This window comes from Allochromatium palmeri (assembly GCF_009720725.1).
In the GTDB taxonomy this organism is placed as follows: domain Bacteria; phylum Pseudomonadota; class Gammaproteobacteria; order Chromatiales; family Chromatiaceae; genus Thermochromatium; species Thermochromatium palmeri.
The window spans coordinates 1-21107 of record NZ_WNKT01000028.1; the positions used below are offsets into that span (position 1 = coordinate 1).

Here is a 21107-nt window from a genome sequence, read left to right on the forward strand (position 1 = left end):
TGCGAACCTAGGGCACCGCCAGGGCCCTCTTCCTCCATTACCCCCTCCACTACACAGTGGCGGGGGTCTTGGTTTTGTCTAAACGAAATTTCGAATGTCCCGTAAACCTTGACCTCCGCGAGGCGATAGGGTCGGAATGCCAAAAAAAGACCCGGCGGTGTGCCGGGTCGAAAAGTCTCTCGTAGAAGAGAGACGAGGAGGACAGTGTGACCTGGCGCTGGCCAGGAAATTCGGTGCGTCGCTTGAGTGTATCGGCGACCATAAATGGAAGTTTAGATGATTTTTGGCGATTGCAATGGGTCCAGTGCAAATTTTTTTCTGGCCCGGCCCCATCGCTTCCATTGCAACAGACTTTTGCTGAAGCGGCGCGGGCGTATCAGGATCAGGTAGAGGCGCTGTCCGGCCGCTTAACCCCTCTCCCCACGCGGGGGAGGGGTGATGTTGGCGAAATGGGTTAATTTAGGCGTGGTTCAGGTCACAACATCCGGCTCAGCACGCCCGGTGCGGGCCTCGATCTGAGCCAGTTCGCGCGCGATAAGGATGAGTGGGCGCATCGCCTCCTGGGTGTCGCGCTGATGCAGCATCGGATCCGGCTCGAAGTATTCGAGATAGACCCGCAACGTGGCTCCCGAGGTGCCGGTACCCGAGAGCCGATAGACGATCCGCGCGCCGCTTTCGAAGCCGATGCGCAGCCCCTGATGCTCTGAGACGCTACCGTCGATGGGGTCTGTATAGGCGAAGTCGTCGGCATAGCTCACGATTTCGGCACCAAGCTGACGCCCTGGCAGATCAGGCAGCAGTCGGCGCAGATGGTCGACCAGACCCGCGGCGGCGGCTAGATCCACGGCCTCATAGTCATGACGGGTGTAAAAATTACGCCCGAAACGGCGCCAGTGGTCGGTGAGGATCTCGGCGACCGACTGCTGACGCACCGCCAGCAGATTGAGCCAGAACAGGACTGCCCACAGCCCATCCTTCTCGCGCACATGGTCCGAGCCGGTGCCGAAGCTCTCCTCGCCGCAGAGCGTGATGCGCCCGGCATCGAGCAGGTTGCCGAAGAACTTCCAGCCGGTGGGCGTCTCGAAGCACTCGATTCCGAGAAAATCCGCGACCCGATTGGCTGCCTGACTGGTCGGCATCGAGCGCGCGATCCCACGAATGCCCTGCCGGTAGCCTGGCAGCAGATGCGCATTGGCAGCAAGGATGGCCAGACTGTCGCTAGGTGTGACGAAGCAGTCGTGTCCGAGGATCATGTTGCGGTCGCCATCGCCATCGGAGGCGGCGCCAAAGTCGAGTCCGTCCTTGCCCTGGGTCAGGGCCACCAGTTCCTGGGCATGGGCGAGGTTGGGATCGGGGTGACCGCCGCCGAAGTCCTCCAGCGGTACGCCATTCATCACGGTGCCAGGTGCCGCGCCGAGCCGGTTCTCAAGAATCTCGACCGCATAGGGACCGGTGATGGCGTGCATGGCGTCGAAACGCATCTGGAAATGGCCGGAGTTGAACAGATGATGGATCGCGTCGAAATCGAACAGCGCCTCCATCAAATCGGCATAGTCGCTGACCGGGTCGATGATCTCGATCTCGGTTTCGCCGAGCGTGAAGGTGCCGAGCTGGTCGAGATCGAGCGGCGGGGTGTCGAGCGTCAGATAACGGTCGATGGTCTTCGTCCGCTCGAAGATCGCCTCAGTGACCGACTCGGGCGCGGGGCCGCCATTGGCCGAGTTAAACTTGATGCCGAAGTCTTCGTCCGGTCCGCCGGGATTGTGGCTGGCCGAAAGTACGATGCCACCCTGGGTCTTGTGCTTGCGAATGACGCAGGACACAGCCGGCGTCGAGAACAGCCCACCGCGCCCGACGATGAGCCGGCGCACGCCATTGGCCGCGGCCAGACGCAGGATGACCTGGATCGCCTCGCGGTTGAAGTAGCGTCCATCGCCACCGACCACCAGGCTGCCGCCCTGAAGTTCAGGTAGGGTGTCGAGGATCGCCTGGACGAAGTTCTCCAGATAGCCCGGCTGCTGAAAAACCTTGACCTTCTTGCGCAATCCGGAGGTTCCGGGGCGCTGGCCCTCGAACGGCGTGGTGGCGATGCGGATCGTTTCCATCTTCAAACCCTTGAATTATGGTTGAATAGACTTCACTGAGCGGCCAGCGCGCGGCGGCGGGACGGCCGTGACGAGAACGGGGCGATGCCGACGTTAGCGGGCATTGTATCCCCCCGGCCCCGTGCGACAATAAGCGGCGCGCGTAAATTCGCGCCCATCCCCCACATTCACAGTAAGGTAAGTATCCAAAGATGACAGTCGAAGCGCATAAGGAAACACTGGAGTTCAAGGCCGAGGTGAGTCAGGTGCTGGATCTGGTGATCCGCTCACTCTACTCGAACAAGGAGATCTTTCTGCGCGAACTGGTCTCCAACGCCTCGGACGCAGCCGAAAAGCTCCGTTTCGAGGCGCTGAGCGACGACGGGCTCTACGAGGGTGATTCGGAGCTGCGCATCCGCGTCACGGTCGATCGCGAGGCCGGCACGGTCACGATCTCCGACAATGGCATTGGACTCAGCCGCAACGAGGTGATGGAGACCATCGGCAGCATCGCCAGCTCAGGCACGCGCCGCTTCATCGAGAGCCTGTCGGGCGATCAGGCCAAGGACAGCACGCTGATCGGCCAGTTTGGCGTCGGCTTCTATTCGGCCTATATCGTCGCCGACAAGGTGACGCTGGTCTCGCGCCGCGCCGGACTTGGTGCCGACCATGGCGTGCGCTGGGAGTCCGACGGACGCGGCAGCTATACGCTGGAGACGGTCGAGAAAGCCGAACGTGGCACCGATGTCACCCTGCATCTCAAGGACGACGAAAAAGAGTTCCTGGATAGCTGGCGTCTGCGTTCGATCATCGGCAAGTTCTCCGACCACCTCGCCATCCCGGTCGAGATGACCAAGGAACTCTACGGCGAGGAGGCCGAGCAGAAGAAAGACGAACCGCCCGAGTTCGAGCAGGTCAATCGCGGCACGGCGCTATGGATGCGCAACAAGTCCGAGATCAGCGAGGAGGAGTACCACGACTTCTACAAACACGTCTCGCACGACTTCCAACCGCCGCTGGCTCATGCCCACAACCGGGTCGAGGGTACCAACGAGTACACCACGCTCCTCTATGTGCCGAGCAAGGCGCCCTGGGATCTGTTCGACCGCGACCAGAAGCACGGCGTGAAGCTCTATGTGCGCCGCGTCTTCATCATGGACGAGGCCGACAAGCTGATGCCGCACTATCTGCGCTTCGTCAAGGGCATCGTCGACTCCGACGACCTGCCGCTGAACGTCTCGCGCGAGATCCTTCAGCACAACCGCAAGATCGACACCATCCGCCAGGCCAACACCAAGCGCGTGCTGGGTCTGTTGGAAACCCTGGCCAAGGACGAGCCCGAAAAGTACGCCGGTTTCTGGGATGAATTCGGCAAGGTGCTCAAGGAAGGTCCAGCCGAGGACTTCGCCAACAAGGAACGCCTCGCGAGCCTGCTGCGCTTCTCGACCACGCACAGCGAAGGCACCGAGCAGCGCGAGTCGCTCGACGCCTACATCGAGCGCATGAAGGAGGGTCAGGACAAGATCTACTACATCACCGCCGATAGCCCGGCGGCGGCGCGTCACAGCCCGCATCTGGAAGTGTTCCGCAAGAAGGGCGTCGAGGTGCTGCTGCTCTCCGACCGCGTCGACGAGTGGCTGGTCAGCCACTTGACCGAGTACCAGGGCAAACAGCTCCAGTCAGTCGCCAAGGGCGATCTGGATTTCGGCGAGCTGGCCGACAAGGATGAGCAGGAAGCCAAGGAAAAAGCCGCCAGCGAGCACAAGCCGCTGCTGGAGCGTCTGAAGACCACGCTCGGCGAGCAGATCGAGGACGTGCGTCCCAGCACCCGTCTGGTCGACTCACCGGCCTGTCTGGTGGTCGGCGCCGACGACATGAGCGCCAACCTGGCGCGCGTGCTCAAGGCCGTGGGTCAGAGCGCGCCCGAAACCAAGCCGATCCTGGAGATCAATCTGGATCATCTGCTGGTGCGACGTCTGGAGTCCGAGTCGGACGAGGGGCGCTTCAATGATCTGGCCTCGATTCTGTTCGATCAGGCGCAACTGGCCGAGGGCGGTCAGCTCGACGATCCGGCGGCCTTTGTCGGGCGCTTGAACAAGCTCATGCTCAATATGATGATGTCCGGCGGTTGAGGCTGGACAACACGCCAGCGAAGCGGTGATCTGACGGACATCCACGGGCAACCGGGGTGTCCGTTTTCATTTGCTTAGAGCATTGAAATACGCAAAACTCATGATTGATCAGCGCCTTGAAAGCGCCGCTCGGCTGATTCGGGTGGTCGCGCCGCTAAGGCCCATGGCATACTCCACCCGATCCCGATTTTCACCAAATGATTCAAGTTTTCGATTGAGGAGACACAGATATGCGCATCATCCTGCTCGGCGGTCCAGGCGCGGGTAAAGGCACCCAGGCCAGCTTCATCAAGGCGCACTTCAATATCCCGCAGATCTCGACCGGCGACATGCTGCGTGCGCACGTCAAGCAGGGCACCGAGCTGGGTCTGGCCGCCAAGAAGATCATGGACGAGGGCGGTCTGGTCTCCGACGACATCATCATCGGCATGGTCAAGGCACGCATCGCCGAGGCCGACTGCGTCAACGGTTGTCTGTTCGACGGCTTTCCGCGCACCCTGGCCCAAGCCGATGCGCTCAAGGACGCGGGCGTCTCGATCGACGCCGTGGTCGAAATCGATGTGCCTGACGAGGAGATTATCAAGCGCATGTCCGGGCGTCGCGTGCATCCAGCCTCGGGTCGCACCTATCATGTCGTTTTCAATCCGCCGAAGGTCGAGGGCGTCGATGACGAGACCGGCGAACCGCTGATCCAGCGCGATGACGACCTCGAAGAAACCGTCAAGGCGCGTCTCAAGGTCTATCACGACCAGACTGAGCCGCTGGTCGGCTATTACTCCTCCTGGGCCACGCAGGGCGACGAAGGTGCGCCGAGCTATATCAAGGTCCACGGCATCGGTCAGGTCGAGGACATTCGCGCCCAGATCATCGCCGGACTCCAGGCACTCTGAAGCAAGCCTGCCGGCGCCCATCGTCTGGGGCGCGCGGCCAATCCCGGCTCGATGATTGCCTGAGCCGGGTCGGGTCACGGGACGCCGCCGTTTCTGTTAGTATCGCGCTCAACTTTTCATCTAACGGGGGAGCCCCATGGCCGTCGTCGAACTCGATACCGCTAATTTCGAACAGACCATCCAGGACAACGACTTCGTAATCGTCGATTTCTGGGCGCCCTGGTGCGGTCCCTGCCGCTCCTTCGCGCCCGTTTACGAGAAGGTCTCGGAAGACTTCCCGAACATCGTCTTCGCCAAGCTCAACACCGAAGAGCAGCAGGCAATTGCGGGCCATTTCCAGATTCGTTCCATTCCGACGCTGATGATCTTCCGCGAGCAGATCATCATCTTCTCGCAGGCCGGCGCGCTGCCCGAGGGTGGTTTCCGCGATCTGCTCGCCAAGGCCGGCGAACTCGACATGGACGACGTGCGGCGCCAGATCGCCGAGCAGTCCAACGCTCAGGCTTGAGCGTCAGACGCCCGGAGCGCGTTCGACCTTCGATGCCATTCACACTCGACCGCGCCTTTCTCCTCAAGCTGATCGCAGGGCACCCGGATGTCGGTGCCCTGATGAGTTTGTGCGAGGAGAATTTCGTTTTGCTACGGCGCCTGGCTCCAGGGTTGAGCGCCTGTCCGGTTGGACAGGACGTCTCGCAGCGTCCTGGCGCCGTCGATCTGCATCTGGAGATCGAGGAGCAGGCGCGCTACACCACCCTGGTGCATCTGACCCATCGCTTCACGGCCTCCGAGACGCTGGAGACCTATGCCGATCCGGATGCGCGTCTGCGTGTCTACCATGACGCGCGACAGGTCGAGGTACTGGAGCTGCGTCAGTCCATGCTGCCCCTGCGCACCCAGTATGCCCATCCGGCTCTGGCCGACAAATGGCGGGCCAATCTGTTTCTCTCCAAATGGCTGCTGTTCTGTCTGCGCCAGGGGCATGGCTTCAGCCAGCGTCCACTCAACGAAGGCTATTCGCTAGAGCGCGCGCGACCGGCGGCCTGTCTGGCCGGTGCGTCTATGGAGACTTTGGCAAAGACCTGCAATCGGGAAGCGTCTTGATGAAGACCTTGGAATTGCGCTGAAAGTTGTAGAGAGCGCGTTTTTCCATCGGTAAGGCTTCGAGTCCGCTGGGTTGGAAACCGCGTTCCTGAAACCAATGCGCGGTCTGGGTCGTGAGCACGAACAGCCGTCCGATCCCCCGGGCGCGCGTCAATCCCTCGATATGCTCCAGCAGACGCTCACCGCGTCGCCCGCCACGATAGTCCTGATGGACGGCCAGACAGGCCAATTCCGCCATATCGTCGTGCGGGTAGGGATAGAGCGCGGCACAGGCCGTCACCAGCCCATCGCGCTCGGCGATGTGGAAACAATCGATCTCGGTTTCGAGACGCTCGCGTGAACGGCGCACCAGCACGCCGCGTTCTTCCATCGGTCGCAGCAGTTCCAGGATGCCGGTCACATCATCGATACGCGCCGGGCGCAGATCCTCGTAGGGTTCAGCCGAGATGAGGGTGCCGTGGCCATCATGAGTGAAGAGTTCGCGCAACAGCGCGCCATGCTCGCCGCGTTCGACCAGGTGCACCCGACGGATACCGTGGCGGCAGGCTTCGGCGCCAGCCCGCAGACAGGTCGCGATCTCATCGGGCAGCATCTGCGTGCCGGCCAGCAGTGCATCGACCTCTCGTGCGAGCAGATTCGGCGCGAGTCGTGCGCCCTGTTGCGACTCGGCAGACTCGGTCAAAAAGATCAGCTTATCCGCCCCAAGAGCCACGGCGGCACTGCGCGCCACGTCCGCCGCGCTCAGATTGAAGACCTCCCCCGTGGGCGAATAGCCGAGCGGCGGCATCAGGGCGACCATGCCCTGGTCGAGCAGCAGGCGCAGGCTGCGATGATCGACCCGTCGTACCGCACCGGTATGGGCATAGTCGACGCCATCGATGACCCCGAGCGGGCGCGCGGTGACAAAGTTGCCCGAGACCACCGGGATGCGCACCCCGGCCATGGGCGAGTTAGCCAGCCCCAGCGACAGTAGGGCCTCGATCTCGACCCGGACCATGCCAGCGGCTTCCTTCACGCAGGCGAGCGCGCGGTCATCGGTGACACGCAGACCATTGACGTAGCGCAGTTCCACGCCCTGACCCTGGAGGCGCTGCTCGATCTGGGGACGCGCACCATGTACCAGCACCAGCCGGATACCGAGTCCGTGCAGCAGGGCGATGTCGTGCACCAGTTCTGGAAAGCGCGCGTCGACTACGGCCTCGCCGCCGAAGGCGATGACGAAGGTCCGTCCGCGATGCGCGTGGATATAGGGCGTGGCCTCGCGCACCCAGTCGACGAAAGGGTCGTTCGTAGACTGGATGTCGTCGTCTGGGCGGGGGCGATGGGGCCTGGTAGTCATGAAGGCAGAAATCGAAAGCCGGGCGATGAGGTCAGAGGCCGTTTAGAATAGCTGATTTTGCAAGCGGGCCGACAGCCGGATCACGCCGGTCGACTAACACGCTCGCTCCTGGCCCGGAAGGGTTGAGTTTCTCGCGGAGTCATTGATGAAGAACGTCCCACGCCGCCCCGTCGTCCTGATCATCCTCGATGGTTTCGGTCTGAATCCGTCCAAGGCCAACAATGCCGTCGCGATCGCGCACACGCCCAATCTGGACCGCTATTTCTCGACTCATCCGCATACGGCCATCCAGGCTTCCGGGCTGTCGGTTGGGCTGCCGGACGGTCAGATGGGCAACTCCGAGGTCGGACACATGACGCTCGGTTCCGGCTGCGTGGTGCGTCAGGATCTGGTGCTGATCGATCAGGCCATCGCCGATCGCAGTTTCTACGAGAATCGCGCCCTGGTCGCGGCGGCTCAGGCCGCCGCCGCTCAGAATCGGCCGCTGCACCTGATGGGCCTGGTCTCGGATGGCGGCGTGCACAGCCACGTCCATCATCTCAACGCGCTGATCAAGCTGTGCAAGTATCAGGGCGCGCGCCCGATGGTGCACATGTTCACCGACGGACGTGACACCGCGCCGCGCTCGGCGCTGAATTATCTCAAGAGCGTCGAGAATGCGCTCGAAGTAGCCGGCGGTCAGATCGCCAGCGTCTCGGGGCGCTACTACGCCATGGACCGCGACAATCGCTGGGAGCGCACTGAGCTGGCCTGGCGTGCGCTGGTCGATGGCGAAGGCCAGCACGCGCCGAATGCACGCGCCGCCATCGAAGCCTCTTACGCACAGGGCGAGGACGATGAGTTCATCCGCCCGACCCTGATCGAGGGCGGCGAGACGATTCAGAGCGGCGATCAGGTCATCCATTTCAATTTCCGCAAGGATCGGCCGCGTCAACTGGTCTCGGCGCTGTTCAAGCCCGACTTCGACCACTTCGACCGGCGTGGTGTCACTGGGGTCAAAGTCACCTGTATGATGGAGTACGACCAGTGGTACGGGCTGCCGGTGGCCTTCGATCACGACATGCCCAGGATCACGCTCGGTCAGGTGCTGAGCAACGACGGTCTGCCGCAGTTTCACTGTGCCGAGACCGAGAAGTACGCCCATGTCACCTTCTTCTTCAATGGGGGACGCGACGAGCCGTATCCAGGCGAGGAGCGCGTGCTCATTCCCTCGCCCAAGGTCGCGACCTATGATCTCAAGCCCGAGATGAGCGCGCCCGAGGTGGCCGAGGCCGTAATCGCGGCCATCGAGCAGCAGGTCTATCCCTTCATCGTCGTCAACTTCGCCAATGGCGACATGGTCGGGCACACGGCGGTGCGCGAGGCGGTGATCGCGGCGGTCGAGGTGCTCGATCGCGAGGCCGGACGGGTGATGGACGCGGCGGTCGCCGGCGGCTATTCGGTGATCCTCACCGCCGACCACGGCAACTGCGACGAGCTGGTCGATCCGGTCACCGGCGATCCGCATACCCAGCACAGTCTCTATCCGGTGCCCTGCCTGATCGTCGACGAGGTGCCCTGGCGCTTGGCCATCGGCGGCGGCATCAAGGACATCGCGCCCACGGTGCTCAATCTGATGGGCATTCCGATCCCCGAGGTCATGGACGGGCGCTCGCTGCTGCTCGGCCCGGCGACGGTCTGATCGCGATGCAGGTCTATCTGGATCTTCTGCGCGACGTCATCGCCAACGGCCAGGATCAGGCCGACCGCACGGGCGTCGGGACGCGCGCGGTCTTCGGGCGGCAGGTGCGGTTCGATCTGGCCGCAGGCTTTCCGCTGCTGACCACCAAGCGGGTGCATTTCAAGAGCGTGGTGGGCGAGCTGCTGTGGTTCCTGTCCGGCTCGACCGACAACGGCTGGCTGCGCGAACGGGGCATCCGCATCTGGGACGAGTGGGCGACGGAGGAGGGCGCGCTCGGCCCGATCTATGGGGCGCAGTGGCGTGCTTGGCCGGCGCCGGACGGGCGCGTGATCGATCAGCTCGCCGAGCTGGTCGCGACCATCCGCGCCCGGCCGCACTCGCGGCGGCTGGTGGTCTCGGCCTGGAATCCGGCCGATTTGCCCGACGAGCGGCTCAGTCCTCAGGACAATGTGCGCACCGGACGCATGGCGCTAGCGCCCTGTCATTGTCTGTTCCAGTTCCATGTCGCCAATGGGCGGCTGTCCTGCCAGCTCTATCAGCGCAGTGCCGATCTCTTTCTCGGCGTGCCCTTCAATATCGCCAGTTATGCGCTGCTGACGCACCTGATCGCCCAGCAGTGCGATCTGGAGCCGAGCGAGTTCATCCATACCTTCGGCGATCTGCATCTGTATCGCAATCATCTGACCCCGGAGATCGTCCACGCCCAGCTCGGGCGCGAGCCGCGTCCGCTGCCGCGTCTGGTGCTCAAACGCCGACCGGCGACGCTGTTCGACTATGCGTTCGAGGACATCGAGATCCAGGGGTATGATCCGCATCCAGTGATTCGCGCCCCGATCGCGGTGTGAGTCGCGGCCCATTTCACTCGATAAGGTTGTTCGCCCATGCTGGAATTGTTCTTCGAGTCATTGATCGACTATCTGTTCTTCCTGGCCAAGACGCTGACCCTGCTGGCCGGGATCGCGGTGCTGATCGTGCTGGCCTTGCGTGCGCGCTCCAGCGGCGGCCTGCAACGCGAGCAACTGGAGATCACGGATCTCAAGGAGCGTTATCGTTCGCTCAGTTATGCGCTCAAAGAGATCTCGCTGTCTGAGAAGGAGTACAAGGCGTTTCTCAAGGAGGAGCGCAAGCGCGAGAAGGAACGCGAGAAGCGCGTTGATCAGGAGCAGCGGCGGTTGTTCATCATCGAGTTCAACGGCGATATCCGCGCCAGCGAGGTCAGTGCGCTGCGGGTGCTGGTGACGACGTTGCTCCAGGAGGCGCGCGAGGGCGATCAGGTGCTGGTGCGGCTCGACAATGCCGGTGGCATGGTCAGCGAGCATGGGCTGGCGGCCTCGCAACTGGCGCGGTTGCGTGCCAAGGGGATTCCGCTGACGGTAGCGGTCGACAAGGTCGCGGCCAGTGGCGGCTATCTCATGGCCTGTGTCGCCGATCGCATCATCGCGGCGCCCTTCGCCGTCATCGGTTCGATCGGCGTGCTGGCCGAGCTGCCCAACTTCCATCGCTTGCTCGAACGCTATGGCGTGGACTTCGAGCTGCATACGGCCGGCGAGTACAAGCGCACGCTGACGCTGTTTGGCGAGAACACGGATGAGGGGCGTCAGAAGCTGCGCGAGCAGTTGGAAGAGACGCATCGGCTGTTCAAGACGTTCGTCTCCGAGTACCGGCCCAGTTTGGAGTTGGAGCGGGTGGCGACCGGCGAGTATTGGCATGGTCAGCGCGCGGTCGATCTGGGGTTGGTCGATGCCATCCAGACCAGTGACGACTTCATCCTGGAAGCGGGGGCCAAGATGGAGTTGCTGAAGCTCAAGTACCGGGCGCACAAGAAGCCGATCGAGCGGTTGGTGGCCAGTGTGCGTGGGGTGTTGGATCGGGTGCTGGCGGCGGCTTCACGGCTTTAGGCGTGCTACTCGATGATGACGTTGAACACGGATCATTTGCGCAATACCTTGCGAGCGCTCGAGTCGGCCGTGGCGCGCTATCAGCTCGCGGTGGCGGAGCATGAGGACACAGATCAGGAAGTCTTCCGCATGGCGATCGTCAAGGGGTTCGAACTGACTCAAGAAGTCTGCTTTAAGCTCATCAAGCGGCGCTTGAAAGATTTTGGCTATGGTGGACGCAAGCTCGAAGCCACGCCGGTCAAGGAGCTTCTGCGGCTGGCGGCCCAACATGGTCTGCTGACGCTGGAGGAGGTCGAGCGTTGGTTCGCGTATCGCGAGAACCGCAACGATACGGCTCATGACTATGGGGAGGCGTTTGCCGAGGAGACGCTGGCGCTCATGCCGGATTTCATCCGCGATGCACGAGGACTGGAAGCGCGTCTGCGGGCGGGCGATGCGGATTCCGGAGGCTTGGCATGAGTACAGGTTTCGGACTCGATCTGCCGGATCGTTATCTGGCGATGGTGCGTGAGATTCTGTGCCGGTATGTTCCGGAATATGACGTTTGGGCTTATGGGAGCCGTGTGACCGGTGGGGCGTTCGAGGCGAGTGACCTCGATCTCGTGGTCCGTCATCCGGCTGACCCTCACCAGGTCTGTGACAAGCTGTTCGATCTGCGAGAGGCGTTCGTGGAAAGCAATGTGCCGATTCGTGTCGATGTGATGGATTGGGGGCGGATTCCCGACTCCTTCCATCGCGAGATCGAGTGCGGCTATGTGGTGGTGCAGCGGGCGCCATGCGAAGTTTCCCGATTGGGTCAGTTTGCTTGAAAATGGGATGAATCAAGATCCTGGGTCACTCAGCATCGTTTGATGCGTACGCTCAATCAGCGTACATTGTCCCGTGTCATGCCAAACAGTGGGAGATCGATCATGCGGCCGGCAGAAGACCTGACGAACACGATCAACGAGCGCAATGAGGCACGGATGCATTTTCGCACCAAGCCAAGGATCAAGGAGACGATCCACAGAGCGGCCGTGCTGTCGGGCCTGGATGATTCGACCTTCACCATGAATGCCGCCTACCGGGCCGCCCTGGAGACCATTGCGGCCCATGAGCTAACGATCCTGCGCCCTGAGGATCAAGCGGTCTTCTTCGCGGCACTGGATCAGCCGCCCGAGCCGACCCCCGAGCTACGCGCGGCTCTGAAACGCAGTCGTGAGCGGACCCGGTCGCAATAATGCCGGATCGAAGCGCTCAGTCCTATTGCATCGAGCCGTTCGACTCCGCGCGGCATGACCGGGATGGTTTCAGTTGCGGGATCGCCGCGATCGACAATTACTTTCACAAGACAGCCAACAAATTGGCCAAGGCCGACAATATCCGGCTGTATGTGATGGCAGCGCCCGATGGCGCCGTGATGGGCTTCTATGCGATCAACGCCCATGCCGTCAGCTACGAGGCGCTGCCGCCACGCTATGCGCGCGCACGACCGGCGCATGGCGCGATTCCCGCCGCTTTCATCTCGATGATCGGTCGTGATCAGCGGTATCGGAATCAGGGTTTCGGCAGCGACCTGCTGGTGGACGCCCTGACGCGCATTGCTCACGCATCCGAGGCGATCGGCATTGCGGTGGTGATGCTGGACGTGTTCGATTGCGGCGATCCGGAGCGCGTGGAGCGACGCAAGGCCCTGTACCAAGGCTTTGGTTTCATGCCGCTGCCGTCCAATCCCCGGCGGCTTTTCTTACCCATAGCGACCGTGCGGCAGTGGCTGGCCGAAGGGTGACACAAGCTCGAAGCCACGCCGGTCCGAAATTTCCCGATCGGGTTAGTTTGCTTGAAAACGGGGTGGATCAAGCCATAATTTCCCGAACGGGAAATTTTTTATGCTCGAAGTCATCGTAACGCCATCGGATCTGGGTCAGGTCGTGCTGGATCGGATCGTCGAACTCATCGAATGCCGGTGTCGGCTGATCGACTGCGTATTCAAGTAGAGAGCATCAGTCAATCCAACTGAGCGCACGCCATCCGGGCTTGCCCTGTTTGTCCTTGCCCATCACGGCCAGGCAGGTGATCGCCTTTGACTCTGCGCTGGGCAAGTGATCCATCAAGGCGGGGTGAACGAAGACGCGCTCACCGGTGCCGGTTTTCAGAAATCCAAAGGACTGATCTTCTCGCTTCGACACCTCGCCGGTCATCGGCTTGACGAAGCCATCGATCCCTGTGTGTTCAGTGGTTCGCCAGCGCTGTGGCTGGCGTGCTTCTTCGATGAATCCGACCTCGACGATCCGGCCAATCGGGACATCGCGAATGTTCTTGAAGCGCCGATAGGGCAACACGACGCCGTCTTCCAGTGAGAAGGCGACATGGGCGAGCGCCTTGTCGCTGTTGTGATGGTCGAGCACGCCGACTCGGTATGTCATTCGCGCCTGTTCTCCCTCGAACAGAATGGCCTCGGCGGCTTCGGCCATGTCGGGCGGGCACGGCAGATCCGTGCGCTTGGACAGCTCGCGATACCAGTCCATACCCGCCAGTTGTCCGAGTGCTTGCGGAACGCGGAAGTTGTTGTCCTGGCGATAGGCGAGTGCGGCGTGAACCTGTACGGCAGCCTCTGGAAAGCGTTGTTGTTGGGCAAGCAGGCGCGCCAGACTGATGTGTGTGTTGGCGACCTCCTGGGGTTGTCGGGCGACATGCACGGCGCGGAAATAGCAAACGATTGCTTTGGCTGGATCTTCTATCTCGTAAGTCGTCCCAAGTGTGTCCCAAACCCAAGCGGCCCGCGACTGTCGCCGGACGACGGGCAGTAGATTCGCGCGGGCCTGTTCGGATTCACCGCGCGTGAGCAGAAACTTGCTCTTGTAGTAGTGCAACCATTGATCGTTGGGCGAGTCATGCAGGGCGGCATCGACCTGTTGCTCGGCCCAGGCGAGCAGGTCGGCGGGGATGTCTGCCGCTTGGCGCGCGGCTTCGCGCCCCACGGCGTAGACATAGCGAGTGGCGAGACTGGGAACCTCGCGACCGCCATCCGGCGGCCTAAACGGCTTCCGATCTTCCTCGGTGAAGTATTCCGGTCCCCACCAGCGCGCGAATTTCAGGAAAGATGGCCAAACATGACTGGCTTTGATCACCTGTTGCAAAAGATTGGAGTGCAGCATGCCAGGTCGCTCATTAGTGCCGAACTGGTGGTATTCGCGCAGCCAGGTATTGAGCTGGTTGGCCAGTCGTCCCGGTGGAATCTGCTTGTCCTCGAACTCCTGGACTGCGTGTTTGATCAGGTCGTAGAGCACCCAGCCATAAGCGCGCTGCATCCAGATGTCGTTTGCGTTGGCCGCATAGCCTTCCCGCGCCATGGCCAATGCCTCGTCCAACCGGCCTTCCTTGCGCAGATTGAATACGGCTTTCGAGTCGCTCATGGCACCTGGTCCAGTAACTGTTGAACGCGATCAATGAGACCGCCGCTGGCCCCCGGACCTCCAACCACGATAGCGGACGTCCAGGTTTGTTTGCCGTTGTAATAAAAGTCGATCTTGGCGCGCCGCCCGGCGGTCTCGAATTCGATGCGCAAGCGGTATGGCATGGGTTCGGTAGCGACGATACGGATCTCCGTCCCTTCCAATGCCGCGTTCAGCTTGTCGTGGAATTCAGCCAGAAAGGGTTCGGACAGTGGAGTCTTGTCCGCCGGCATGGAGGAAAGGGCTTCGTGCATCGCCGTCAGTGCCGCATCCAGCAGTTCAGGATCTGAGGCGCTACTAGGCGTGTCCTGGGTCTTCGAGATTTTGTGATTGCCCTTGTAGTGGTACTGCACGGTGGCGGCACGACCGTCACGGCTCAGCAGGTAGCGCTCGGTATATTGCAGATGGTCGAGGTGTTCGATGCAGATTCCACGTTTCGACCAAGCTTCGCGGAGTGCCACATGGTAGGCAAACAGTGTCTCTTGCCCAGCGTTGAAGCTCCATCGGTTCCAGTCGTCGTCGGTTGGAGGCGTCGTTGTCGTCGAGGTCGATTCAGGTTGAGGCGACGGTCCCAGGGTGTCCCAAGTGATGCCGGATGTTGGTGTGAAGGACGGGGCATTGATCGTGATGAGTGTCCTTTGCGCGCGGGTGATCGCGGTGTACGACCAGCGAAAAAATTGCTCATTGCGCGCGCTGTGGCCACCCTCAAAGTTGACCACAGCGGTCTGCCACTCTCCACCCTGCGCTTTGTGACAGGTCATCGCGTAGCCGTACTTGACCTGCAAGGCATTGAAATAGGGATCTTCGCGAAAGGCGATACTGAAGGCGTTGGTTTTGGGCCGCAGTTCTGGATTGCGTATTCGAAAATCGACCAGCAACGCCCGTTGCTCAAGCGGTGTCAGTTCACGTTCAGGCGAGTTCAGCAGATTTTCCAGCAAGCGGCACCGAATGGTTCTGATCGAGCCATCTCCGGCTCTGTAGGCGACTTCGACCTGCCGAAATGCTAGCTCGACAGGAACCCGCTCATGTTCTCCCTTGACGTTCAGGTGAATCGCGCGCTGTTCAGACGAACCGAGCATCTGCCTGACCTTGACGAGATCGCCGTTGCTGAGATCGTGCAGAAAAGAGTTTTTGTTGACCAGCAGTAGATCGCCCTGACGTAAATCTGCGTCTTCATCGCCCCACAGGCGGCCGCGCAGTGCACGATTGAGCTGAAACGCCTGGGAGTTCGAGTAGGTGATCAGGACCGAACTGGACTTGGAGCGTAGCCCTGTCTCGACTCGGGATATGGCCTCGGTGATCGAAGTGGCGATGATCTCGCTATCCGCAGTTTTGAGATCGAAGCGGTTATAGTCGCGCTGGCCGATCCTGTTGCGCAGCTCTGTGGCGCGATCCAAGATGGCACTCTCAGTCTGTTGGCGCATCACTTCGGTCAGTTCAAATGTCTGACAGTCGAGGGCAAAGGTCTGCTTGAGATAATCGCTGCACATGGCGGGCGAAAGAGTTTCGCCGACCGGCGGCAACTGCGCCGGATCGCCGACGAAGATGATCTTGGCTCCGTGTTCGCCAACACGTCCTTCTCGACCTAATCGGGCATAGCGGATTAGATCCGTCAGCAGTCGACCCGAACCGAAGCGCAGCAGGTCGCCCTTGGCTTCCTTGTCGCCGACCATTGAGGATTCATCGACGATGAAGACCGTTGCGCCTGGATCTTCCTCCTTGAGCGGAAAATGCCAGCGCATCCCAGGGTCGTTGATGGAGACGGCTTCTTCAAACACTTCGACGCTGGGTTTGGCGTAGAGTACGCTGTGAATCGTCGTGGCGTCAGTCTGTGTCTTTGTGCCCAGGATGCGAGCGGCACGGCCGGTTGGGGCAATGACCTGAAATTTGCGGTGCTGCTGATTGAGCAACCGAATGAGATGGGCAACCAGCGTCGTTTTTCCTGTTCCGGCGCTGCCTTGGAGCAGGAAAATCGGCGTCTCGCTGTGCAGGAAGACCGAAATAGCCGTGATAGCGGCTTGTTGGCAAGGATTCAGTTCGGGTTGTTCAGCAGGCATTTCGGTTTCTCCTTAATCTGATTCCCATCCCCAAGCCTTAGATCCGGCAATGATCAGTCTGACGTTCAGACCCGGTCTTTCTCAGCCCGAATGTCAACGACGGCTTGGAGTACACTGAGCATGTCATCAAGATGCTTGTCGGTTACTTTTTGAACAACATCACCATGTCCAGTTTCTGCGTCTGTGACTCCGTGGGTTAGTGGCAGGACATTTCGGATTTTTTTGAGTTCGCGGAATAAAGTCCCTTTTTTAGCGCATCCCAATATCGTTAAAAGCCTTAGCGATGCATCAGTGTCAGGAAAAAGATCTGATCGTCGGCCAGAGCCCTCCACTTCGTACTCGAATTTTGCTTCAACATGACGCATACCAACGCGACGTTTGCTTACCAATAAATCATTGCCAAGCGATTCGACGGTATACCAATTCTCAGCGCCATCTTCTTTTTTCTCAACTCGACAGCACCAGGCGCGCAGATCGTTCATGCACGAAAACAGAATCAGAAAAGCGACGTTAAGCTGCAATCCGTCGTCCAAATCGCGGCTGAATGGACTGAAAGCGCGATCAAGCAACCCGTGGAGTGACTTGGCTTTTTTCTCCAGGATTTGACCTTGACGGACATCGTTTCGAAAAACCTCTTCGGCTATTGCATAAAGTCCTTCAATCCATCCGCGTGTGCGATCTGACCAAACGAGAACATCCCGCGTCTTGCGGTAAAAATCGATGACATTCCGAATCGCGTGTGACAAATCACTTTTTTGCTCTGGTGACTCTTTGACCCAGTAAGCCTGGACACCGTATTTTAAAAGCGGCTCCAGAATCCATGTCTTATTCGATGCGGTCGCCGCCAAAATCGGAATGGGACTCCATTGCTCTCGAAACCATTTAGCGAGAGTGACACCTGTTGGAACGGCGTTATTGGTGGATTCCGTCACATCATCTTTACTATCGAGTCGGACATCCAGAACAATCAGTGCGATGTCTTTCGCAAATGCAGCTTTGGCCTCACTGACATTTGTTGCCCAAATGACAGAAACGCTGTCGCCGGCTGATTCGAAGACCTCCCGATAGACTTCGCGCCAACCATCGTCTAAGTGATCCTCCACGACGAGAATCTTGCGTCCAACATTGCCGGCCAGAAGTTTTTCTCGGAGTGAGCAGCGCTCAGTCCGCAATTGATCGATGCGTGGTTTTGGGAGGTTATCGTCGCGTAGTGTACTAGCCAGTCGCTTGAGAAAAGGCTCCTCAAACATGCTTTTTTCGATGGATTCGAGTTGAGTCGAAAAAGCTGGATCAAGGGATTTTAAGACGCGGAAAAAGGTATAAGGCCCCCATCGGTTCGCTCGGTTGTGACGCCCCTGAGTGAACCAGGGCTGACCAGCGTGCTGTTCGAGATAACGAGATACCGCATCGAATTTTGGTTGATGTGGTGTGATATTTTCCGGACGTTTATCCGGTGGAACAAGAACCACACCGATGCGTTCGAGGCCACGCTCGGTCATGCCGAATCGATCACAAAACGTACAGTAACGATCCTCGTTGTCGAACCAAACCCGGATCGGGAGTTCTTGCAAGCCGCTAGTTGTCTCCAAGCGTATCTGCAGGATCATTAACTTTACGTCATAATTGTGTCCGCTTAGCTCATCAGGAATAACCAAACCTTCAATACCGTTGCAGATTTTACTGAGGGATCGACAGGTTGCGTTGTAATGGATGATATACAGAAAATCTTTTCGCTTATCAAGCTCGGCATGAATTCCAGAGCCATCAGGTTCGATTTCAAGATAGACCCACACAGTCTTTTCTCTCCTTTCGCACGATTTGATCGATCAGATCACCGAATCGCTCCTTCAGAAAAGTCCGCGATACGCACCAGCAGCCTTCATGTATCATACATTCAGACATAAATTCTCCACTAAATAAAACAATTGGACAGAGATTTGTGTTCTCTTGAGTTATCCATTTACGCTCATCGTTGTTAAAGTGAACAAAAACAATGTCCGGGGCGTAGCTTGCGCAAGTCTCTCGATCAATTGCTGCAACCGTTTTCAACTCCAGATCGGGCAGTGTCTGCCACCGCAGCTCGTTGTCGTAGCGCTCCTGATCATTATTGTCGATAACTAAAACTCGCAAGGTTCTACGAGACGTTTTCGCAACTGAAACATCCAGAGAAGACTTGCCGACGCTCGGCGGATCAATCCTGCCCTCGTTGTTCGGTAAAACCAGAACGTGCGTGAATCCAGAATACCGATCATCAGCGACTTTAACTGTCTCTCCAGTGAGCATATTGACCCGATGTACGGAGCCATCATTGAAACGTGCAAAGATCCAGTAGCCAGCAATCACAAAGAGACTGCGTGTAGCGCGGCGTAGTTTGCCGTGCGCGAAATCTCGCCCCGGCGGAACTCTTAGACTCGCACCATCGACATCGGCAATTCGGATTTGGAAACAGCCGCTTTCAGTGACCGATGTCTCGACCTCGATTTGTCCGCTTTTTCTGTTACGGTACATCGATTCGAAGATGTCAACTAGACTGCCCTGGAGCGCCGGAATCACGGTGTAGATATCCTCGCGCGGATTCTGGAGACGACCTTTCCACGGAACCGATTTTTTGGGTGTTTGATTCGCGCGCTTGAGACCTTCCTCATAAGCGGACTGCAACATCTCTTCGATCATTGTGCCAATATGAGCCTGCCCCTGACGCGCGCTCAGTCGGGTTCCCTGCTTAAGCTTTGCCACCTTGGATTCAATACGCGGATCGTTAAAATCCAAGAATACATCTTCGCCATCTTCCAGTACGATGTTGCGAAGCGCATCGGACATTGGATCGACAAGACCTCGCAGCGAATACGGTGGCTCATAATCCGGAAGTTTGTAGTAATGAGGCTCGTATCGCTTAAGTAGAATATTTAGCAAATGAGCGGGTGTACTTCCGTGATGTGTCAAGGCTCCTAGATCCTGCGTGTCCTTAAACCCGTGTAGCACTTGCCGCGTATCAAAGAAATTGAAAGCGGGATACTGTGCAAACTTTGCAAGCTTTATCTTGATGTCTTCAAAATTACCGCTGCACTCGATCCAGTAACGAACGTCCGAACACGCTTGCGCTGTCAAAAATCGGCGCGCATCCTCTAGCGTTGTTATACACGCTAGTTCGTCGCGGATCGTTTGTGCTTCTTTAGAATTTTGCCATTGCTCAAGCTTAGATTGACGGCACTCTTTCGCTCGATTATACCATTCGGACTGCTGATCAAAAGATGAGTATTTTTTCATCAATTTTTCGAGCGTACTTTTACATTTTTCTGGTCCTTTTCCCAAATTTTCATTTTTTTCTATACGGCAGATACAGATATAAAATCGCTTAAGCAGACGTTTATAGAGCACCACGCGACGGTAACGGATCTGCCGGTTTTCCTGCCCTTCCGCATTGACTACTTGGCCAACGAAGGCGAAGCGCCCCACGAGATGCTGAAGAAAGCGTTCAATTGATTCTTCTTTGGTGAGTTGTCGCGTACCTAGACGATAGCCATCGCCATCCCGTTTGAGTTCAAGACGTGACGCCCGGCGATCATGGAAACCGCCATCTTTAATCAGCTGTGTCTCAAGCCCATTTTTCTCGATATTGTGCAAAATTGCGCGCAGGTTACGAATATACTTTCGTGTAACATTCAAGCCGTCGTTGACGACGATTCCAGTAACAATCTGACGGTCCGATTGGCGCAAGACGCGCGTTTTCTTCGAGTTGATCGTGAATCCTTCATTCGCGACAGCTGCTTCGACGCGAGCAATAAACTGCTCCCTATTTAAACACTTCACGTCATTAGTGGAGAACGTCAGATCGTCTGCGTAGCGCGTGAAATGGCATCGATGCTCACGTGCGATGGCGGCGAGTTTTTGATCCAGACGTCGGCAGATGACATTGGCGACATAGGGACTGAGCACGCCGCCTTGGGGAAGCGGCCCATTATCTCCCGGCACACAGATGATCTGCGCGAGTGTAATTGCGGCTTCGCGACCGAAATGAAACGGGGCGGACTGAAACAGACCCATTACCCGCGCGAAGCGGATCGATGGAAAGAAGTCGCGGATGTCCAATTTGACCAACACCTTCTTGCGACGATGCGGTATGGCATTGGTGATGATGCTGCGTTTGGGCACGAAGCCATGAGCGCGCGAGCTGGGCGGGAAATCCGCCTGTAGCTTGTCCAGCACTTTCCTTTGGATGTCCTTGAGCTTACCAGACACAGCGTGAATGGTCCGCGTACCACCAGATGCCTTCGGAATCGATCTGATCCTGTAGTAATCCCGGCGATTTTCCTTGTAGAGAATTTCAAGGAGATCTTGGAGCGGTACCCCGATATACTGAGCGAGGTCTCGACGCCAGTAGATCTTCGTCCTTGTGGTCATTTTTTCCATTAGTCTTCACAAGATTGTTGAATAAAAAGAAGGGGGTTATCCGGTCTCATACTCGCTTTCTTCAGTACCAAGCTGTAAGTA

17 protein-coding genes are annotated in these 21107 nt (G+C 58.8%); 11 read left to right on the plus strand and 6 right to left on the minus strand.

All coding sequences use genetic code 11. From position 1 onward, the window contains the following. Positions 1 to 470 precede the first annotated feature (470 nt). Entirely contained in the window at positions 471 to 2105 is a 1635-nt protein-coding gene (locus GJ668_RS12605) for an alpha-D-glucose phosphate-specific phosphoglucomutase (RefSeq protein ID WP_155450505.1), read from the minus strand. A gap of 191 nt (positions 2106 to 2296) precedes the next feature. Between GJ668_RS12605 and htpG the strand changes: the two genes are divergently transcribed. The 4 genes from htpG to GJ668_RS12625 all read left to right on the plus strand — a co-directional run bounded on the left by htpG (position 2297) and on the right by GJ668_RS12625 (position 6207). Then, complete coding sequence (gene htpG / locus GJ668_RS12610; RefSeq protein WP_155450506.1) at positions 2297 to 4216, plus strand: molecular chaperone HtpG; 1920 nt, start codon at positions 2297 to 2299, stop codon at positions 4214 to 4216. Positions 4217 to 4446: 230 nt separating this feature from the next. Further along, the gene (gene adk, locus GJ668_RS12615; protein WP_155450507.1) at positions 4447 to 5106 is read left to right on the plus strand and encodes an adenylate kinase; all 660 of its coding nucleotides are present in this window, start codon (positions 4447 to 4449) and stop codon (positions 5104 to 5106) included. 136 nt (positions 5107 to 5242) lie between these two features. After that, positions 5243 to 5614, plus strand: coding sequence for a thioredoxin (gene trxA, locus GJ668_RS12620; protein WP_155450508.1), 372 nt, complete (start codon positions 5243 to 5245; stop codon positions 5612 to 5614). Positions 5615 to 5646: 32 nt separating this feature from the next. Beyond that, positions 5647 to 6207: a DUF1249 domain-containing protein gene (locus tag GJ668_RS12625; protein WP_155450509.1), complete on the plus strand. Its 561-nt coding sequence runs from the start codon at positions 5647 to 5649 to the stop codon at positions 6205 to 6207. Here the strand turns inward: GJ668_RS12625 and argA are convergent. Continuing rightward, positions 6164 to 7546 carry an amino-acid N-acetyltransferase gene (argA, locus tag GJ668_RS12630; RefSeq protein WP_155450510.1) on the minus strand — a complete coding sequence of 461 codons (1383 nt, stop codon included), beginning with the start codon at positions 7544 to 7546 and terminating at the stop codon, positions 6164 to 6166. The two genes, GJ668_RS12625 and argA, sit on opposite strands and share 44 nt — an antisense overlap. A gap of 145 nt (positions 7547 to 7691) precedes the next feature. Here argA and gpmI point away from each other — a divergent pair, with 145 nt between their 5' ends. The 7 genes from gpmI to GJ668_RS12665 all read left to right on the plus strand — a co-directional run bounded on the left by gpmI (position 7692) and on the right by GJ668_RS12665 (position 12893). Further along, positions 7692 to 9227 (plus strand): 2,3-bisphosphoglycerate-independent phosphoglycerate mutase, encoded by a 1536-nt coding sequence (gene gpmI / locus GJ668_RS12635; protein WP_155450511.1) that lies wholly within the window; start codon positions 7692 to 7694, stop codon positions 9225 to 9227. Between the two features lie 5 nt (positions 9228 to 9232). Beyond that, complete coding sequence (locus tag GJ668_RS12640; protein ID WP_155450512.1) at positions 9233 to 10072, plus strand: thymidylate synthase; 840 nt, start codon at positions 9233 to 9235, stop codon at positions 10070 to 10072. Positions 10073 to 10108: 36 nt separating this feature from the next. Beyond that, on the plus strand, positions 10109 to 11125 hold the full coding sequence (sohB, locus tag GJ668_RS12645; protein ID WP_155450513.1) for a protease SohB: 1017 nt from the start codon (positions 10109 to 10111) through the stop codon (positions 11123 to 11125). 12 nt (positions 11126 to 11137) lie between these two features. Further along, on the plus strand, positions 11138 to 11584 hold the full coding sequence (locus tag GJ668_RS12650; protein WP_155450514.1) for a nucleotidyltransferase substrate binding protein: 447 nt from the start codon (positions 11138 to 11140) through the stop codon (positions 11582 to 11584). After that, entirely contained in the window at positions 11581 to 11934 is a 354-nt protein-coding gene (locus GJ668_RS12655) for a nucleotidyltransferase domain-containing protein (protein ID WP_155450515.1), read from the plus strand. The genes GJ668_RS12650 and GJ668_RS12655 overlap by 4 nt, the downstream gene beginning before the upstream one ends. Positions 11935 to 12036: 102 nt before the next feature. Beyond that, the gene (locus tag GJ668_RS12660) at positions 12037 to 12345 is read left to right on the plus strand and encodes a type II toxin-antitoxin system TacA family antitoxin (RefSeq protein WP_155450516.1); all 309 of its coding nucleotides are present in this window, start codon (positions 12037 to 12039) and stop codon (positions 12343 to 12345) included. A gap of 122 nt (positions 12346 to 12467) precedes the next feature. Continuing rightward, on the plus strand, positions 12468 to 12893 hold the full coding sequence (locus tag GJ668_RS12665) for a GNAT family N-acetyltransferase (RefSeq protein WP_246194844.1): 426 nt from the start codon (positions 12468 to 12470) through the stop codon (positions 12891 to 12893). Positions 12894 to 13107: 214 nt separating this feature from the next. Here GJ668_RS12665 and GJ668_RS12670 read toward each other — a convergent pair whose 3' ends face one another. The 4 genes from GJ668_RS12670 to GJ668_RS12685 form a co-directional block, all read right to left on the minus strand. Next, entirely contained in the window at positions 13108 to 14520 is a 1413-nt protein-coding gene (locus tag GJ668_RS12670) for a tetratricopeptide repeat protein (protein ID WP_155450518.1), read from the minus strand. Beyond that, complete coding sequence (locus GJ668_RS12675) at positions 14517 to 16616, minus strand: AAA family ATPase (protein WP_155450519.1); 2100 nt, start codon at positions 16614 to 16616, stop codon at positions 14517 to 14519. The genes GJ668_RS12670 and GJ668_RS12675 overlap by 4 nt, the downstream gene beginning before the upstream one ends. Positions 16617 to 16681: 65 nt before the next feature. After that, entirely contained in the window at positions 16682 to 18409 is a 1728-nt protein-coding gene (locus GJ668_RS12680) for a response regulator (protein WP_155450520.1), read from the minus strand. Further along, the gene (locus tag GJ668_RS12685; RefSeq protein ID WP_155450521.1) at positions 18393 to 21026 is read right to left on the minus strand and encodes a reverse transcriptase domain-containing protein; all 2634 of its coding nucleotides are present in this window, start codon (positions 21024 to 21026) and stop codon (positions 18393 to 18395) included. The genes GJ668_RS12680 and GJ668_RS12685 overlap by 17 nt, the downstream gene beginning before the upstream one ends. Between the last annotated feature and the right edge of the window lie 81 nt (positions 21027 to 21107).

What these genes read in the sequence shown, in the direction of transcription:
- GJ668_RS12650 (WP_155450514.1), top strand. Translation starts at nt 11,138, where the DNA reads ATGATGACGTTGAACACGGATCATTTGCGCAATACCTTGCGAGCGCTC.
- htpG (WP_155450506.1), top strand. Translation starts at nt 2,297, where the DNA reads ATGACAGTCGAAGCGCATAAGGAAACACTGGAGTTCAAGGCCGAGGTG.
- GJ668_RS12685 (WP_155450521.1), bottom strand. Translation starts at nt 21,026, where the DNA reads ATGGAAAAAATGACCACAAGGACGAAGATCTACTGGCGTCGAGACCTC.
- GJ668_RS12660 (WP_155450516.1), top strand. Translation starts at nt 12,037, where the DNA reads ATGCGGCCGGCAGAAGACCTGACGAACACGATCAACGAGCGCAATGAG.
- GJ668_RS12655 (WP_155450515.1), top strand. Translation starts at nt 11,581, where the DNA reads ATGAGTACAGGTTTCGGACTCGATCTGCCGGATCGTTATCTGGCGATG.
- sohB (WP_155450513.1), top strand. Translation starts at nt 10,109, where the DNA reads ATGCTGGAATTGTTCTTCGAGTCATTGATCGACTATCTGTTCTTCCTG.
- gpmI (WP_155450511.1), top strand. Translation starts at nt 7,692, where the DNA reads ATGAAGAACGTCCCACGCCGCCCCGTCGTCCTGATCATCCTCGATGGT.
- GJ668_RS12670 (WP_155450518.1), bottom strand. Translation starts at nt 14,520, where the DNA reads ATGAGCGACTCGAAAGCCGTATTCAATCTGCGCAAGGAAGGCCGGTTG.
- GJ668_RS12675 (WP_155450519.1), bottom strand. Translation starts at nt 16,616, where the DNA reads ATGCCTGCTGAACAACCCGAACTGAATCCTTGCCAACAAGCCGCTATC.
- adk (WP_155450507.1), top strand. Translation starts at nt 4,447, where the DNA reads ATGCGCATCATCCTGCTCGGCGGTCCAGGCGCGGGTAAAGGCACCCAG.
- GJ668_RS12640 (WP_155450512.1), top strand. Translation starts at nt 9,233, where the DNA reads ATGCAGGTCTATCTGGATCTTCTGCGCGACGTCATCGCCAACGGCCAG.
- GJ668_RS12605 (WP_155450505.1), bottom strand. Translation starts at nt 2,105, where the DNA reads ATGGAAACGATCCGCATCGCCACCACGCCGTTCGAGGGCCAGCGCCCC.
- trxA (WP_155450508.1), top strand. Translation starts at nt 5,243, where the DNA reads ATGGCCGTCGTCGAACTCGATACCGCTAATTTCGAACAGACCATCCAG.
- argA (WP_155450510.1), bottom strand. Translation starts at nt 7,546, where the DNA reads ATGACTACCAGGCCCCATCGCCCCCGCCCAGACGACGACATCCAGTCT.
- GJ668_RS12625 (WP_155450509.1), top strand. Translation starts at nt 5,647, where the DNA reads ATGCCATTCACACTCGACCGCGCCTTTCTCCTCAAGCTGATCGCAGGG.